Below are 14,707 nucleotides of genomic sequence, written 5' to 3' on the forward strand. Positions count from 1 at the left end.
CACCACCCGGCACCGGTCAAGGGCCCGTCAACCGCGCCTATCGGACGGCGAGGCGGTGGCCGGGCCACCACCCGGGGTCTGCTCGCCCGGGGTCTGCTCGCCCGGGTCGTCCTCGGCGAGGAAGGCGACGAGCGCGTCGAGCAGCGGCACGGTCGCGTCCAGCGGCACCAGATGGCCCGCGCCGGGGACGATCCGCAGCCGCGCGCCGGGGATCAGTGACGCCAGTTCGTGGGCCTTGGCGACGGGGATCCAGGAGTCCTCCTCGCCCCAGCACACGGTGACGGGGATGGCGATGTCCCGGTACAGGCCCTGGATCTCGTCGGTGTGGCGCTGGTCGGCCTGGGCGATCTGCCGGTAGAACGCCGCCTGCCCCGTCCCGTCCGTCCAGGGTCCGGCGAGGGCCTCGGCCGCCTCGGGGCGCAGCCCCGCGTGGCTCGCGGAGGCGATGTACTCACGGACGAGCGCCCCGTGCAGCGCGGGCGGCAGCTGCTCGAAGACGTGCGCGTACTCGCCGACCAGCCGGAAGAACGGCGAACCCCACGGCGCGAGGGCCACCGGGTCGACGAGGGCAAGGCGCCGGTAGGGGACGCCGTGCAGCAGATGGGCCCGCAGGGAGACACAGCCACCGAAGTCGTGGGCGACCACGGACGGCTCCGACAGCCGCCAGTGCGCCATCAGTTCGGCGAAGACCTCGCCCTGTGCCGCGAGGGACACGTCCTGGCCCCGCGTCTTCTCGGAGACGCCGTAGCCGGGCATGTCCCAGACGTACACCCGGTGACCCCGGTCGGCGAGCGCGGAGGCGATCTCCCGCCACACGTACGAGGAGAACGGGGTGCCGTGCAGCAGCACGACGGGCTCACCGTCGCGCGGCCCCAGGCGGTTCCACCGGACCGTCCCCGATCCGCTCGCGAAGACCTCGGGCAGTTCCCAGTCGTGCAACGGTCCTTTCCTTCCCGCCCGCATCGGGCATGGGCGACCGGAGAAGTCCGGTGCCGGCGCGTCGCGCACAGTCTCTCACCGGGACGACGGCCGTGCCGCGCGGCCACGGGGCGGTGGTCCGGTCACCGTCCGGTCGTCCGGTACGGGCACCCGCCGCGTCCCGCGTCGGGTCGGGGTGGTGACGGGACCACCACGACCGGGCCGCAGGGGTGTGTCCCTCGCACCTCGTCCCGGGCACCGGGGCACGGGAAGTCTGGTGTGCCGTGGAGGACATCGCCCGTGCGGCACGTCGCCACGGACTTCCCTCTCCGTCTCACCGCCGCGTTCCCACCACTCGCACGACCGCCCCCGCCCCGGGGTCCCGGTGCGAGGCAGGCGCGCGGTGCCTCGATCCGAGAGAAAGAAGGCACATGACAGTGAACACGAGCACACCCCTGGAACCGGACCGGCTGGACTCCCCCGGCCGTACCGTCGCGGATCTCGCGTCCGTGCTGACCACGTGGTGTCCCGACCTGTGCGCGGCGACCCCGTGCGGTGTGCTGGCTCCGCTGCTCGGCCGACTGGAGCGGGGCCATCCGGAGTTCCGGTACGTCCACCGGGAGGACAACGCCGTGGCGCTGGCCGTGGGCACCGCCCTGACCGGCGGGCGTGGCGCCGTGCTCATGCAGAACTCGGGGTTCGGACAGTCGGTCAACGTCATGGCGTCCCTGGTCGAGCCCTTCGACGTGCCCCTCGGACTGGTCGTCAGCATGCGCGGCACCGGCGTCGACGGCACCCGGGAGAACCGCGGCATGGGCGAGGTCACCGTGCCCGTGCTCGACCGTCTGGGGGTGCCCTGGCGCATGCTCGGCACCGACGGCGACCGCGGCGCGGTGGCGTGGTTCGAGACCGTGCTGGCCGACCGGACGGGGCCCGTGGCCCTGCTGGTGCCGCCGGAGTCCTTCGGCTGGAGCGCGGCCCGGTGACCCGGCGATCGGACGTCCTGGAGACGGTCGTCGCCCACGGTCACCACAGTCCCCTCGTGTTCACGACGGGTTACACCTGCCGCGAGGCCTTCGCCGTGGGGGACGCGCCCAATCACCTGTACATGACGGGTTCCATGGGGATGGCCTCGGTGATCGGTGTGGGAGTCGCCCGGCGCACCGACCGGACGACCGTGGTGGTCGACGGGGACGGCGCCTTCCTGATGAACCCCGGCGCACTGCTGGTCGTGCGGCAGTACCGGCCGGAGAACCTGCTCCACCTGGTCCTCGACAACGGCGGCTACGAGTCGACCGGCGGCCAGGACTCCTCCAGCGCCGACTTCGACATCCCCCTGATGGCCATGACCATGGGCTACCGCGCGTGCACACGGATCGACGACCCGGCGGATCTGCGCCGACGACTGCCGGAGCTGGTTCGCGACCCCGGGGGTCCGCATCTGGTGTACATCCCCACGGAGCCCGCGCCCGCGGGGAGCAGTCCGCGGATCACGGTGGATCCCGCGGCCAACTTCCTGCGCTTCCGCGACTGGATGACCGGTCCACGAAAGGTGAAGGTATGACGACCGCCCTCACGTCGGACGCGATGTTCGACTCGGAGATCCGGACCACCTCGTCGGACAGCCTGATCGTGCGGTACTACCGCGGGATCCGGCTTGTCTCCGACAGGCTGCGCGAGACGGTGTCCGGCGACACCTTCGCCCCGGCGTTCGACTACCCGGAGCTGAGCGACACCTGGGAGGAGTTCTTCGACGTCGCGCGGGCCTCGTGGACCGGCCTCGACGACTACGGCGGCAAACGGCTGACGCTCCTCGACCTGACGGGGAATCCGGCGACCCGCACCGGCAAGACACCCGCCTCGCTGCTGATGGTGGCGCGGGCCGTCCACCACATCCGAAGCACCGGCGAACCCGTCCTGCTCTTCACGCCGTCGTCGGGGAACAAGGCGATCGCCCTGCGGGACGCGGTCGGGCGGGCGCTTCGGCTGGGGCTGGCGGGCCCCGACGAACTGCGCATCGTGACGCTGACCCCGCGCGGGACGCTCTACAAGTTCCGCCAGGACCCGCTGCTCGACTCCGACGAGCTGCGGCGGCTGAACCCGCTGCTGGTGTACGACGGCGACGAGCCGGCCGCGGTGAAGAGGATCGGCGCGGAGTTCACCCGCGTCATGTCCGCCCCCGGGCGCGGGCCGTGGCGCGTCTGGCAGTCCCTGAACATCGCCAACTACCAGGCCGCGGACTGCTGCCGGGCCTTCTTCGAGTACGAGTTCGGTGGCGACCCCGGCCGCCGACTCCACGCCCACTCGGTGTCCAGCGCCTACGGACTCCTCGGCTACCAGCGCGGCCTCGACCTGCTGGCGGGCCTGGGCCTGCCGGTGCGTCAGCCCGGCTTCCTGCTGGTGCAGCACTCCGAGACGAGCGACATGGTGCGGCACTTCCTGCGCGCCCGGACGGGCGAGGAGCCCCGCGTCGAGTACCGGCACAACAGCCGCACCGGGCTGCTGGAGCAGGACGCCTCGCCCCACTTCCCCCGGACCACCTGGGCCGTGCGGGAGAACCTGGAGCCCACGTTCTACACCAAGGAGCCCCCGACCGCGCCCGAGATGACCGGGCTGATGAAGGCGCACGGCGGCTCGGGCGTCATCGTGTCGCTCCAGGAGTGCCTGGCCCGCTACGGCGAGGTCCGGCGCCGGCTGCGCGGCACGGGCTGTGAGCTGCCCGACGACCCGCGCATCCTCGGGGAGTGGTCGCTGGTCATGGCGCTCACCGGGGTCTTCAACGCCGTGGACCGGAAGCTGGCCGACGACTTCGACGACATCGTGGTCCACGGCTCCGGCGTCTACCACCGACCCACGCACGAAGGCGTACGACCGGATCAGGTGCAGGTGGTGACCGACGCCCCGCACATGGTCCGGCTGGTCTCCGAGGCCACCCGCTGAGAGCGGTCCGCCGAAGAGCGGCCCGACGAAGACCGGCCCGACGACGACCAGTTCGACGACCAGTTCGACGACCAGTTCGACGAGGAACCCCTCAGGCCAGAACCGAAGAAGGAGTTGACGACCCGTGAAGCGTGAACTGCTGAAGTCCAAGATCCACCGGGCGACCGTGACCCAGGCGGACCTGCACTACATCGGCTCGATCACCCTCGACCCGGACCTCATGGAGAAGGCGGACATCCTGCCGCACGAGAAGGTGGACGTCGTCGTCCTCAACAACGGGGCGCGCTGGACGACCTACGCCCTTCCGGGCCCCCGCGGCAGCGGTGTCATCGGGATCAACGGCCCCACCACCCGGCTCGCGCTGCCCGGCGACCTGGTGATCATCATGGCGTACGCCAGCGTCACCGAGGAGGAGACCAAGACGCACGAGCCTCGCGTCCTGTTCGTCGACGGCACGAACAAGATCATTCACGAGGGCACCGACCCGGCCGCCGCTCCCGAGGGAACAGGCACCTTCCGCGGCGACCGGCTGAAGGAACCGCACCCCTCCGCTCCGCACCCCGCCGCACGGTAGGGACCGCCGTGCGGGCCCCGGACCCCGCTCGGCGCGGATCCGGGGCCCGCGCCCGCCCGGGTGCGGGCCGACCCCGAAGGAACTGCCTTGCCCAGTCGCGACATCCTGATCGTCGGAGTCGGATCGCTCACCCGGGCGATCTGCTCGTCCCTCGCCACGGCCGCCGAGAGGTGCACCGTGACACTGCTGTCGGGCACACCGCGCAATGCGGCGGAGGTCTGCTACGTCGCGAACACCCGCGCCGCGCTGAGCGGCACCGCAGTGGAGTTCCGCGCGCTGCCGGCGCCGGAGTACTCCGCCGAGGTGTTCCGTGCCGTGCTGGCACGCGTCCGGCCCGCCGTCGTCCTCAACTGCGCCTCGCACCAGTCGCCGTGGGAAGGGACCCGCGCACCCTCGGCGTGGAGCGATCTCGTGGCCCGGGCCGGATTCGGCGTGACCCTGCCGCTGCAGTCGGTGCACGCCCTCACCCTGGGCGAGGCGATCGCCGAAGTGAGCCCCGGGGCGCTGCTGGTGAACGCCTGCTTCCCCGACGCGGTCAATCCGGTGCTGGACGCGCTCGGCGTGCCGGTGTTCTGCGGCACCGGCAACGTCATGACGATCGCCGCGTCGCTGCGGAGCGCCCTGCGCGCGGAGCGAGCCCCGGGCTCCTTGCGCGTGCTGGCTCATCACGTGCATCTGCACACACCGGACCACCCCGGCGAGGAGGCACTGGCCTGGCTCGACGGAACACCCGTGCCGGAGGTCACCGAGGCGCTGCGCGCCCAGCGCGACACCCCGCGATCCGAACTCAACGCGGTGGGCGGCCACGCCACGGCCCTTCTCCTGGGGCACCTCCTCGACGGGCGCGACACGCGCGCCGACCTCCCCGGGCCCTCGGGGCTGCCCGGCGGCTACCCCGTGCGGATCTCCTCGGGCCGTATCCACCTCGACCTGCCTCCGGGCGTGTCCCGGGAGCACGCCGTGGCGCTCAACCGGCGCTGGGCCGCACGCGACGGCGCCCAGGTCGGGCCGGACGGCAGCGTCCGCTTCACGGCGGAGGGCGACCCGGAGACCGACGAGGAACTCCCGGACCTCCTGGGCCCGTTCCATGTCACCGGCGTACGAGAGAGGTGCGCGCGGATGCTCGCGCTGAGGGCACGGCTGCGGAACGTACCGTCGCGGTCCTCCGCATGAGGGGAGGACCGCGGGAGAGGCGTGCCGCGGCGGTGCCGGACGCCGCGCCGGGGCGGGGGGTGCCGCCCACCCTGATGGTGCTCGGCGGCATCATCGCCCTGGAGTTGGGCGCCGCCCTCGCCAAACTGCTCTTCCCCCTCGCCGGTGTGGCGGGCGTGGTGGCCCTGCGGCTCCTGTTCGCGGCCGTGGTGCTGGCGGTCGTCATGCGGGCGTCCCCGCATACGGTGCGCGACCGTGCGACGCTCGGGCTGGTCCTGCTCATCGGGACGCTGCTGGCCCTGCACCACCTGGCGTTCTACGCGGCCGTCGACCGGCTGCCGTTGGGTGTGGCCGTCACCGTCGAGTTCACCGGTCCGCTGGCCATAGCCCTGTTCTCCACATTGCGGCCACGCGGTCTGCTGTGGGCGGGGCTGGCCGCCGTCGGGGTCTGTCTCACCGCGCTCGCCGACACGAAGGGGCCGGTGAGCACCGCCGGAGTGCTGCTCGCCGCCGGGGCGGCGGTGACCTGGGGCGGCTACATCCTCGTCTCCGCGGCCCTCGGCCGCCGGACCGACGACGGGCGATGGCTGACGGTGGCGACCGCGTGGGCCGCCCTCCTGACGCTTCCCGCGGCCCTGGCCACGTCCGGCACCCGGCTGCTCGACCCGTGGGTGCTGCTGGGTTGTCTCGGTGTCGCCCTGCTGTGCGAGGTCGTGTCCTACTCGCTCCAGAACGACGCCCTGCGCCGGATGCCGGCGCAGGGCTTCTCGATCCTGATGAGCCTGGAGCCCGCCGTCGCCGCGCTCCTCGGGCTGCTGATCCTCGGCCAGGCCGTCTCCGCCTGGCAGATCGCCGGGATCGTGGCGGTCGTGCTCGCCTCCATCGGCAACACCCTCGCGCCCGGCCGGGAGTGACTTGGGCGCCCCGGCCGGCCGGTCAGTGGTTCCAGTGCGCGGGAGGGGGCGCCGGCCGCAGGCCATGACGGATCGCATGGGCCGCGTCGATGCCGTAGACCACGTCGTGGAAGAAGCGCTTGAAGGCGATACCCAGTGCGTACATCGCGTCTCCACCTCTCTGTGTCGCGCTGACCTCACCCAGGATTCCGTGGGCATCCGCCTCGAACCAGTGGCGGCTGTGACACTCTTCGCTAAGATTCCGCCAAGGGCTCCGACAGTCACACGGTGGGAGGAGCGGCAGATGACGGAACGGACGACAGAGCCGATGGCGGAGCGGCGGAAGGACCCTCCCCACCGGGTCGCCGTACTGGTGACGGACGAGACCTGCGCCTTCGAGGTCGGCATGGCCACGGCAGTCTTCGGTCCGTACCTGAGCGATCTGATGACCGGACGCTACGAGCTGCGGCTCTGCGCGGAGCAGCCCGCCTCCGTGCCGCTGGCCGGTGGTGCCGTGCTGACCACGCGGTACGGCCTGCGGCAGCTGCGCACTGCCCACACGGTCATCGTGCCCAGCAGCGCCGATCTGGACGTGCCGCCCTCCGCCGCGCTCGTCGCGGAACTGCGCGCGGCGCACCGGGCCGGTGCGCGCATCGTGTCCACGTGCACGGGCGCCTACAAGCTGGCGGCGGCCGGGCTGCTCGACGGCCGACGGGCCACCACGCACTGGCGGTGGGCCGGTCTGCTGCGCACCCGCCACCCGCTGGTGGAGGTGGATCCGAATCCGCTGTACGTGGACGAGGGCGACGTCCTGACCGGCGCGGGCAGCGCCGCCAGCCTGGATCTCTTCCTGCACCTGGTGCGCAAGGACTTCGGGACGGAGCTGGCCAACACGGTGGCCCGCCGCCTGGTGATCCAGCCCCACCGGGACGGGGACCAGGCACAGTACATCGAGGCGTCGGTGGCGGCCCCACCGGAGGACGACGGGCTCTCGCGGAGCATGGCCTGGGCGCTGAAGAACCTGGGCGCGCCGATCACGGTGGGCGCGCTGGCCCGGGAGGCACGGATGTCCGAGCGCAGCTATCTGCGGCACTTCGCGAGGAGCCAGGGGATCTCACCGATCCGCTGGCTGATCTCGCAGCGGGTCCGGGCGAGCCTGCCGCTGCTGGAGACCTCACAGGCCTCCGTGGAGGAGGTCTCGGCGGCCGTCGGCTTCGAGTCCCCGGTGACCTACCGGCACCACTTCACCAAGATCATGCACACCTCCCCGTCGGCCTACCGCAGGGGCTTCCGCACGGTCAGGCCGGCCAGGGAGGCGGCCCGGACGGAACTGTGGAGCACGGGCGCCCACGGAGGCGCCGGAGGAGTGCGTTCCGCCGTACGGTAGCGCCATGAGCGATCACCCCGAAGCGGCTGTCGTGCCCGTCGAAGCCTTCGAACCCCCTTACTACGTGGCCGTGTTCACCACGGTGCGCACACTGGAGCAGGACGGCTACGCCGAGACGAACGCGCGTATGGAGGAGTTGGTGAAGGACGTCCCCGGCTATCTGGGGATGGACCATGCGCAGACCCCTGGCGGGCTCGGCATCACGGTCAGCTACTTCCGTGACGCCGACGCGCTGACCCGGTGGCGTACCGATCTGGAGCACCAGGCGGCACAGCAGCGCGGGCGGGCCCAGTGGTACCGGAACTACTCCCTGCATGTGGCGAAGGTGGAGCGGAGCAGCGGCTTCGCACGAGCGGAGGTTTCGCGGGGCCCGACAGCGGGGTGACGCCCGGACGGGGTCAGCGGGCGGCGCCGGCGCCGGCGAGAACCTGCGCGAGGTCGTCGGCCGACTCCGGCGTGAGCCGGTAGAACCCCTGGAGGCTGACCGACCGCTCCAATTGTCCGTCCACCACGTACTTCAGGCCCCTGGTCTGTCCTCGGCGGTTGCGCCAGGTCAGTCGTCCCAGCAGGTCGCCGGGTATCGGCACGTCGAAGCGCACCGGTGTGGCGTCCACGTGCACGGCCTCGGCACCGCAGCCGCCCGCGCCGAGCGCCGCCCAGTCGTGGTGTCCGGAGAACCCGGATTCCCGCCAGGTCGCCGGAGCGGCGCCGCAGCAGCCGCCCCGCTCCCGGTCGACCACGCGCATCCGGCTCACCAGGAACACCTCGCGCCGGTTCACATGCAGCGCGTACACCTCGTCGTCGGGACGGGCGCCCGACCAGGCGGGGAGGGAGGAATGGGCACCGCTGAACGCGACGGGCGGGCACTGACCCTCGCGCCCCGCCGCGCGCAGGGCACGGCACGTGTCTTGGGTCCACAGGACCGTGAAGGCATCGGACATGCCGAGATCCTACGAACGACCACTGACACCCTCGCCCACCTCCCGGGCGATCTGCTCGAACTGGGCGCCCATCGCCTCCGACAGGGCCTGGGCGGCGGAGAGCGGACGGACCATCACGGTGAACTCGTCGATCTTCCCGTCCTCGTCGAAGTGCAGGAAGTCGCAGCCCTGGAGCTCCTTTCCGGCGACGGTCGCGGTGAACACGAAGGCGTGGTCGCGCCCGTCGGGGTTGGCGATCTCCCGGACGTACCGGAGATCCTCGAAGACGCGGGACACACCGCGCAGGATCGCGGCGGTGATCGCCTTGCCCGGGTACGGCTTGAACGCGACCGGGCTGGTGAAGACGACGTCGTCGGCCAGCAGGGCGGCGACGGCCTCCATGTCCCCGCTCTCCACGGCCTCACGGAAGGCGTGCATGAACCCACCTCTCACAGAAGGTCATGGACAAGGAATTGAGTAAGTGAGGAGGAGACTAGAGGGGGCGACCAGCCCTGTCCACAGGAATGGGAGCCAGTGTCAGTCACTCCGTTGATTAATCACAGCGCTGCTAGCGTGTGCTCATGGCTTTGCGGAACGCGGTGATGGCCGCGCTGTTGGAGGGCGAGGCGTCCGGATACGACCTCGCGAAGGCGTTCGACGCGACGGTCGCCAACTTCTGGATGTCGACTCCCCAGCAGCTCTACCGGGAGCTCGACCGCATGGAGGCCGAAGGGCTGGTCACGGCCCGTGTCGTCGAACAGGAACGCCGCCCCAACAAGCGGCTGTTCGCACTGACCCCGGCCGGGCGCGAGGCCGTGCACGCCTACACCGCCGAGCCGCCAGGAAAGCCGGCGGTGATCCGGGACGAGCTGATGGTCAAGGTGCAGTGCGTGGACGTCGGCGACGGCGAGGCGGTGCGGGCCGCCGTCACCCAGCGCATGGAGTGGGCCACCATCAAGCTCGCCCACTACGAGAAGCTGCGCCGGCGTCTGCTCGACGGGCGCTCCGAGGAGGCCTTCTTCGCCGAGGCCGAACGCGTCGGCCCGTATCTGACGCTGCTGCGCGGGATGTCCCTGGAGCGGGAGAACCTTGAGTGGGGGGACATGGCCCTGCGCAGACTCGACCAGCGGGCGGCCGGGCCGGACTCACGCGCCTGACGAGGCCGCGCTCGCGCGTGGAGCAGGGGGGAGCAGGGCCGTACGCGCTCACCCGACTCGCGGGCACGCTCGCCCGGCCCGCAGACGCGCTCGCCTACCCCGTCGGCGCGGTCATCGGCAGGAGGGTGGGTCTCTTGGCCTGACGGCCGTCGCCGGAGGAGCGGCCGCGCAGGCGGCGGCCGATCCAGGGGCCGAGGAACGTGCCCACCCAGCGCACCTCGGCGCCGACGGCCCGCCAGGCGGCGGCGCCGGCCTCCTCGACGGGCAGGGGAAGCATCCAGGTGTCGTCGCTGCCGGGCACGTCGAGCGCCTGGGCCACGGCGGCCGCGATGCGCGCGTGCCCCAACGGGCCCGCGTGCAGCCGGTCGGGGCTCCACAGCCGGGGGTCGGTCACGACGGGGTGCCCGGCCGTCTCCGCGACCACCACGCCGTGGCGGGCGGCGGCCTCGCGGACCCGCTCGTTGAGCGCGAGCACCCGGTGGCCGATCGGGCGGGCCAGCGGGGTGATGCGCCCCACGTCGGGGAAGGTGAGGGTGGCGACCGTGGCGCCCTGGGCGGTGAGGGCGGCGAACATCGCCTCCAGATGGCCGGCCACCTCGTCGAGGTCGACGCGGGGGCGCAGCACGTCGTTGACCCCGGCGACGACGGTGGCGAGATCGGGCCGCATCGCGAGTGCCGGGGCGAGCTGTCCGGCGCGCACCTCCTCGGCCTTGCGGCCGCGCACCGCGAGGTTCGCGTAGCGCAGGCCGGGACGGTGCCGGTCGAGCCGCTCGGCGAGCCGGTCCGCCCAGCCCCGCAGCCCGCGCTCGTCGTCACCGTCCCCGAGCCCCTCGGTCTGACTGTCGCCCAGGGCGACATAACGCAGATACGCACCGGTCGGCACGGCCGGACCGCCTCTCGTCGTCACCGTCGGCACGGTGGCGGCCGACACCCATAGTCAACGATGCACCTAGGTGCATCGTTGACTATGACGATAGCAGTCGGCTCACGGCTCACCCGGCCGCGCAGGGGGGCCGGGCTCCGATGTCGGCCCCGAGGTCGGCCCGGGTGTGTCACTGCTGTGTGGAACGCGGGTCGTGGCTTGCCTAGAGCGCACTCCACGCGACTAGCGTGCGGTTCATGAAATACACGCAGCTCGGCCGCACGGGGCTGAAGGTCAGTCGGCTCGTCCTCGGCACCATGAACTTCGGTCCGCACACCGACGAGGGCGACAGCCACGCGATCATGGACACGGCGCTGGACGCGGGCATCAACTTCGTCGACACGGCGAACGTCTACGGCTGGGGCGAGAACAAGGGCCGTACCGAGGAGATCATCGGCACCTGGTTCGCGAAGGGCGGCGACCGTCGCGACAAGGTCGTCCTCGCGACCAAGGTGTACGGCAACATGGGCGCGGACGACGCGGCGTGGCCCAACCACGACAAGCTGTCGGCGGTCAACATACGGCGCGCCGTGGACGCGTCGCTCAAGCGGCTGCGGACCGACCACATCGACGTCTACCAGTTCCACCACATCGACCGGGACACCCCGTTCGACGAGATCTGGCAGGCCGTCGACGTGCTGATCCAGCAGGGCAAGATCCTCTACGTCGGGTCCTCCAACTTCCCCGGGTACAAGATCGCCCAGGCCAACGAGACCGCCGCCCGCCGCGGCGGCACCATCGGCCTCGTGAGCGAGCAGTGCCTCTACAACCTCTACGAGCGCCGCGCCGAGATGGAGGTCATCCCGGCCGCGCAGGAGTACGGCCTCGGCATCATCCCGTGGTCGCCGCTGCACGGCGGTGCGCTCGGCGGCGTCCTGAAGAAGGAGATCAAGGGCGGCCGGCGCGACGAGGGTCGAGCCGCGGGCGCCATGTCGGGCCCTGAGGTGCACGCGAAGATCCAGGCCTACGAGGACCTGCTCGACAAGCACGGCGTGGAGCCCGGCGAGGCCGCCCTGGCCTGGCTGCTCACCCGTCCCGGCGTCACCGGCCCGATCGTCGGCCCGCGCACGGCGGAGCAGCTCGAATCCGCCCTGCGCGCCGTCGAGTTGGAGCTGAGCGAGGAGCTGCTGGCCGGGCTGGACGAGATCTTCCCCGGACCGGGACCGTCTCCGGAGGCCTTCGCCTGGTAGCGGTCGCGGGCGCAAGCGGGCGCCGCCCCCGTCGTCAGGACGGGGGCGGCGCTCGTGATCAATACAGCTAGGGCGTGGCGAGTGCCTGGACGGTGTCGCCCACGACGTCCGCCACCTCCTTCCACTCGGTGAGGGAGATGGTCAGGGGCGGCAGCAGCTTCAGTACGTGCCCCGACCCCGAGGTCTCGGCGACGACGCCGGCCCGGAACAACGCCTCCCGGGTCCGCTCGGCCGTCTCGGAGGCGGGGAACCGCAGCCCGCTCATCGCTCCCTTGCCGACGACCTCGACGGCACCCGCCGGAAGGGCGTCGACGACGCTCGCGAGGCTGGTGCGGATCGCGGCGGTCAGTTCGGCGACGTGGTCGGTGAAGTGCGGGTCGGCCCAGTGGTCCAGTGCCGCGGAGCCCGCCACGAAGGCGAGGTTGTTGCCACGGAACGTACCGTTGTGCTCGCCGGGGGCCCACCGGTCGAGTTCACGCCGGATCAGCAGCGCCGCCATCGGCAGCCCCATCCCGCTGAGGGACTTCGACAGACAGACCAGGTCGGGGCGGAGTTCGGGGGCGTCCTCGAAGCTGAAGAAGGTACCGGTACGTCCGCAGCCCGCCTGGATGTCGTCCACGACGACCAACGCGCCGGTGGCGTCGGCGAGTTCACGGATCCGGGCCAGCCATGCGCGGGGAGCGGTGTGCAGTCCGCCCTCGCCCTGGACCGTCTCCAGCAGGACCGCGGCGGGCGGGGGCGTCGCCGCGCCCGGGCCGAGGGCGTCTTCCAGGGCGGCGAACGGATCGGGCTCGGCCGCGTCGCCGTACGGGAGGATGGTGACGTCGGTCAGCGGTACGCCCGCCGCGCCGCGCAGCAGCGGGGAGGTCGTGGCGGCGAGGGCGCCGAGGGACGCGCCGTGGAAGCCGCCGGTGAAGGCGATCACCTCGGTGCGCCCGGTGACCTTGCGGGCCAGCTTCAGCGCGGCCTCGACGGCGAGCGTTCCGGCCGGGCCGGGGAACTGGACGACGTGGTCGCCGAGGCCGCGCGGCTGAAGGACGAGGCGGGTGAACCGGTCCAGGAAGTCGGCCTTGGCCGTGGTGTGCAGGTCCAGCGACTGCACCGGGCCGCCGGCCGTGAGGTAGTCCGTCACCCGCTCGACGATCGCGGGCGGGTTGTGACCGTAGTTGAGCGAGCCGGCCCCGCACAGCAGGTCTACGTAGCGGCGCCCTGAGGTGTCCCACAGATGGTGTCCGGCGGCTCGTTCGAAGACCACCGGGAAGTCGCGGCAGTAGCTGCGTACGTTCGACTCGTGACGTTCGAACACCGCGAGGGGCGTCCGGTCGGTCTCGGTCATGTCAGCACGTACCTTTCATGTCGACGGTTCTCGTAACGCGTCGGGGGCCGACGTCACTTGGGGGGTCACTTCACCAGCACCGTTCCGTCACCGGGACGGTGGTCGCGGGAACGGCGCAGGTCGCTGAAGGCGAAGGTCCGCTGGAGCCAGCGGTCGTGGCCGTCGTAGCGCGGGGTGAACGCCGAACGGCCGTGCAGGGTGACCCGGTTGTCGACGACGGCGAGGTCGCCGGGGCGCAGCAGCACCCCGGTGTACGTGCGGTGCGCCACCTCGGCGAGTTCGGCGAGGGCGGCCCGGCCCTCGGGGGTCACCGCCTTGGTGGCCGCCTCGTCGAAGCACCAGTCGGGGTCGTCCGGGTCGCCGGTGAGCACGGCGTGTGCGGTGCCCTCGCCGGCCGGTCCGAAGGACGGCGGCGCCTCGGTGAGGTACTCGCGCCTGCCGAGCGCCTCGCGGGTGCCGGGGGTCAGCAGCGGCAGGACGCGCCGGGCGCAGCTGGTGCGCAGTTCGGCCGTGCCCTCGTGGTCGGGGCGCAGACACAGCAGCATGACGTAGTCGGGGCGGTGGGGGTGGAAGGCGTTCTCGGTGTGGAAGGTGAGTTCGACCGAGCCGACGTTGCCCTGGACCGTCTCCTGACCGGGCACCGGGACGACGTCCTGGACCAGGGCGCCGGACTTCTCCGCCGCGAACGCGGCCGGGTCGCCGAGGCCGGCGGCGAACAGCAGCAGGGTCGCCGCGGGCAGGGACGGGACCCGCTGCACCGATCCCTTCACCATCGGGGTCGGCGGCAGGCGTACGGCACCGATGGGGAGCCTCCGCAGGACGAGGGCGCCGTCGGGGCCCGAGTGCCTGCGGAACTCCCGTACGGTGCGCCGTATTTCGGTGGGGACGTCCTCCCAGGCGTGCCGGGCGAGAGCCACCCAGGCCGGATCGTCGACCCGGTCGCCGGACTGGTCCAGCAGTTCCGCCGTCACATGGCCGAGCCGGGCCAGGGTACGGGCGTCGTACCGCACCGTGCCGTCGGCGCTCGCCGGGGCGTACGGTGCCTGCGTCATGTCGACGCTGCTCACGTGCGTGTTCCCTTCGTCCGCTGTGTCCGCGTCACTCGCCCATGGCCCGGACGAGGCTCTTGGGGCGCAGGTCGGTCCACTCGCGTTCGACGTACTCCAGGCAGGCGGTGCGGCTGTCCGGGCCGAAGGCGGTGGTCCAGCCGGCGGGCACGGCGGTGAAGTCGGGCCACAGCGAGTGCTGGCCCTCGTCGTTGACCAGGACCAGGTAGGTGCCGTCGGGGTTCTCGAAGGGGTTGGTCATGGCGGGTCGG

The 14,707-nt window shown here is 72.0% G+C and carries 18 protein-coding genes; 10 read left to right on the forward strand and 8 right to left on the reverse strand.

The features are described from left to right. Positions 1–27 precede the first annotated feature (27 nt). Complete coding sequence (locus tag ACZ52C_RS35980) at positions 28–939, reverse strand: alpha/beta fold hydrolase (protein ID WP_469078737.1); 912 nt, start codon at positions 937–939, stop codon at positions 28–30. Between the two features lie 410 nt (positions 940–1,349). Between ACZ52C_RS35980 and ACZ52C_RS35985 the strand changes: the two genes are divergently transcribed. From ACZ52C_RS35985 to ACZ52C_RS36010, 6 genes are all read left to right on the forward strand, one after another. Then, the gene (locus ACZ52C_RS35985) at positions 1,350–1,904 is read left to right on the forward strand and encodes a hypothetical protein (RefSeq protein WP_469078738.1); all 555 of its coding nucleotides are present in this window, start codon (positions 1,350–1,352) and stop codon (positions 1,902–1,904) included. Then, positions 1,901–2,482 (forward strand): thiamine pyrophosphate-dependent enzyme, encoded by a 582-nt coding sequence (locus ACZ52C_RS35990; RefSeq protein WP_469078739.1) that lies wholly within the window; start codon positions 1,901–1,903, stop codon positions 2,480–2,482. Before ACZ52C_RS35985 ends, ACZ52C_RS35990 begins: the two co-directional genes overlap by 4 nt. Then, positions 2,479–3,858, forward strand: a complete 1,380-nt coding sequence (locus ACZ52C_RS35995; protein WP_469078740.1) for a DUF6002 family protein — start codon at positions 2,479–2,481, stop codon at positions 3,856–3,858. Before ACZ52C_RS35990 ends, ACZ52C_RS35995 begins: the two co-directional genes overlap by 4 nt. Positions 3,859–3,982: 124 nt before the next feature. Continuing rightward, positions 3,983–4,432 (forward strand): aspartate 1-decarboxylase, encoded by a 450-nt coding sequence (gene panD / locus ACZ52C_RS36000; RefSeq protein ID WP_469078741.1) that lies wholly within the window; start codon positions 3,983–3,985, stop codon positions 4,430–4,432. Positions 4,433–4,519: 87 nt separating this feature from the next. Continuing rightward, on the forward strand, positions 4,520–5,605 hold the full coding sequence (locus ACZ52C_RS36005) for a hypothetical protein (protein WP_469078742.1): 1,086 nt from the start codon (positions 4,520–4,522) through the stop codon (positions 5,603–5,605). Beyond that, a complete protein-coding gene (locus ACZ52C_RS36010; RefSeq protein ID WP_469078743.1) occupies positions 5,602–6,498 on the forward strand; it encodes an EamA family transporter in 897 nt (298 codons plus the stop codon). Before ACZ52C_RS36005 ends, ACZ52C_RS36010 begins: the two co-directional genes overlap by 4 nt. A 22-nt stretch (positions 6,499–6,520) precedes the next feature. Here the strand turns inward: ACZ52C_RS36010 and ACZ52C_RS36015 are convergent, their stop codons facing one another. Beyond that, on the reverse strand, positions 6,521–6,643 hold the full coding sequence (locus tag ACZ52C_RS36015; RefSeq protein ID WP_469078744.1) for a hypothetical protein: 123 nt from the start codon (positions 6,641–6,643) through the stop codon (positions 6,521–6,523). 138 nt (positions 6,644–6,781) lie between these two features. Here ACZ52C_RS36015 and ACZ52C_RS36020 point away from each other — a divergent pair, with 138 nt between their 5' ends. After that, the gene (locus ACZ52C_RS36020) at positions 6,782–7,864 is read left to right on the forward strand and encodes a helix-turn-helix domain-containing protein (RefSeq protein ID WP_469078745.1); all 1,083 of its coding nucleotides are present in this window, start codon (positions 6,782–6,784) and stop codon (positions 7,862–7,864) included. 4 nt (positions 7,865–7,868) lie between these two features. Then, entirely contained in the window at positions 7,869–8,249 is a 381-nt protein-coding gene (locus ACZ52C_RS36025) for an antibiotic biosynthesis monooxygenase family protein (RefSeq protein WP_469078746.1), read from the forward strand. Positions 8,250–8,262: 13 nt separating this feature from the next. Here the strand turns inward: ACZ52C_RS36025 and ACZ52C_RS36030 are convergent, their stop codons facing one another. Further along, positions 8,263–8,805 carry a hypothetical protein gene (locus tag ACZ52C_RS36030; protein WP_469078747.1) on the reverse strand — a complete coding sequence of 181 codons (543 nt, stop codon included), beginning with the start codon at positions 8,803–8,805 and terminating at the stop codon, positions 8,263–8,265. 9 nt (positions 8,806–8,814) lie between these two features. Beyond that, positions 8,815–9,222 (reverse strand): nuclear transport factor 2 family protein, encoded by a 408-nt coding sequence (locus ACZ52C_RS36035; RefSeq protein WP_469078748.1) that lies wholly within the window; start codon positions 9,220–9,222, stop codon positions 8,815–8,817. A 143-nt stretch (positions 9,223–9,365) separates the two neighbouring features. Between ACZ52C_RS36035 and ACZ52C_RS36040 the strand changes: the two genes are divergently transcribed. Further along, positions 9,366–9,941, forward strand: coding sequence for a PadR family transcriptional regulator (locus tag ACZ52C_RS36040; RefSeq protein ID WP_469078749.1), 576 nt, complete (start codon positions 9,366–9,368; stop codon positions 9,939–9,941). Positions 9,942–10,035: 94 nt separating this feature from the next. Here ACZ52C_RS36040 and ACZ52C_RS36045 read toward each other — a convergent pair whose 3' ends face one another. After that, positions 10,036–10,824 carry an SGNH/GDSL hydrolase family protein gene (locus ACZ52C_RS36045; RefSeq protein WP_469078844.1) on the reverse strand — a complete coding sequence of 263 codons (789 nt, stop codon included), beginning with the start codon at positions 10,822–10,824 and terminating at the stop codon, positions 10,036–10,038. Between the two features lie 236 nt (positions 10,825–11,060). Here ACZ52C_RS36045 and ACZ52C_RS36050 point away from each other — a divergent pair, with 236 nt between their 5' ends. Beyond that, on the forward strand, positions 11,061–12,053 hold the full coding sequence (locus ACZ52C_RS36050) for an aldo/keto reductase (protein ID WP_469078750.1): 993 nt from the start codon (positions 11,061–11,063) through the stop codon (positions 12,051–12,053). Positions 12,054–12,120: 67 nt separating this feature from the next. On the opposite strand, the gene ACZ52C_RS36055 is transcribed toward ACZ52C_RS36050, so the two are convergent. The 3 genes from ACZ52C_RS36055 to ACZ52C_RS36065 form a co-directional block, all read right to left on the reverse strand. Continuing rightward, positions 12,121–13,389, reverse strand: a complete 1,269-nt coding sequence (locus tag ACZ52C_RS36055; RefSeq protein ID WP_469078751.1) for a diaminobutyrate--2-oxoglutarate transaminase — start codon at positions 13,387–13,389, stop codon at positions 12,121–12,123. Positions 13,390–13,454: 65 nt separating this feature from the next. Further along, on the reverse strand, positions 13,455–14,456 hold the full coding sequence (locus ACZ52C_RS36060; RefSeq protein WP_469078752.1) for a TauD/TfdA family dioxygenase: 1,002 nt from the start codon (positions 14,454–14,456) through the stop codon (positions 13,455–13,457). A gap of 31 nt (positions 14,457–14,487) precedes the next feature. After that, the gene (locus tag ACZ52C_RS36065) at positions 14,488–14,697 is read right to left on the reverse strand and encodes an MbtH family protein (protein ID WP_469078753.1); all 210 of its coding nucleotides are present in this window, start codon (positions 14,695–14,697) and stop codon (positions 14,488–14,490) included. Between the last annotated feature and the right edge of the window lie 10 nt (positions 14,698–14,707).

The organism is Streptomyces sp. NPDC034049, from assembly GCF_055575575.1.

Coding starts and splice junctions, on each gene's coding strand:
- ACZ52C_RS36035 (WP_469078748.1), bottom strand. CDS start 9,222: ATGCACGCCTTCCGTGAGGCCGTGGAGAGCGGGGACATGGAGGCCGTC.
- ACZ52C_RS36055 (WP_469078751.1), bottom strand. CDS start 13,389: ATGACCGAGACCGACCGGACGCCCCTCGCGGTGTTCGAACGTCACGAG.
- ACZ52C_RS36015 (WP_469078744.1), bottom strand. CDS start 6,643: ATGTACGCACTGGGTATCGCCTTCAAGCGCTTCTTCCACGACGTGGTC.
- ACZ52C_RS36025 (WP_469078746.1), top strand. CDS start 7,869: ATGAGCGATCACCCCGAAGCGGCTGTCGTGCCCGTCGAAGCCTTCGAA.
- ACZ52C_RS36020 (WP_469078745.1), top strand. CDS start 6,782: ATGACGGAACGGACGACAGAGCCGATGGCGGAGCGGCGGAAGGACCCT.
- ACZ52C_RS35995 (WP_469078740.1), top strand. CDS start 2,479: ATGACGACCGCCCTCACGTCGGACGCGATGTTCGACTCGGAGATCCGG.
- ACZ52C_RS36050 (WP_469078750.1), top strand. CDS start 11,061: ATGAAATACACGCAGCTCGGCCGCACGGGGCTGAAGGTCAGTCGGCTC.
- ACZ52C_RS36065 (WP_469078753.1), bottom strand. CDS start 14,697: ATGACCAACCCCTTCGAGAACCCCGACGGCACCTACCTGGTCCTGGTC.
- ACZ52C_RS35985 (WP_469078738.1), top strand. CDS start 1,350: ATGACAGTGAACACGAGCACACCCCTGGAACCGGACCGGCTGGACTCC.
- ACZ52C_RS36040 (WP_469078749.1), top strand. CDS start 9,366: ATGGCTTTGCGGAACGCGGTGATGGCCGCGCTGTTGGAGGGCGAGGCG.
- ACZ52C_RS36030 (WP_469078747.1), bottom strand. CDS start 8,805: ATGTCCGATGCCTTCACGGTCCTGTGGACCCAAGACACGTGCCGTGCC.
- ACZ52C_RS36010 (WP_469078743.1), top strand. CDS start 5,602: ATGAGGGGAGGACCGCGGGAGAGGCGTGCCGCGGCGGTGCCGGACGCC.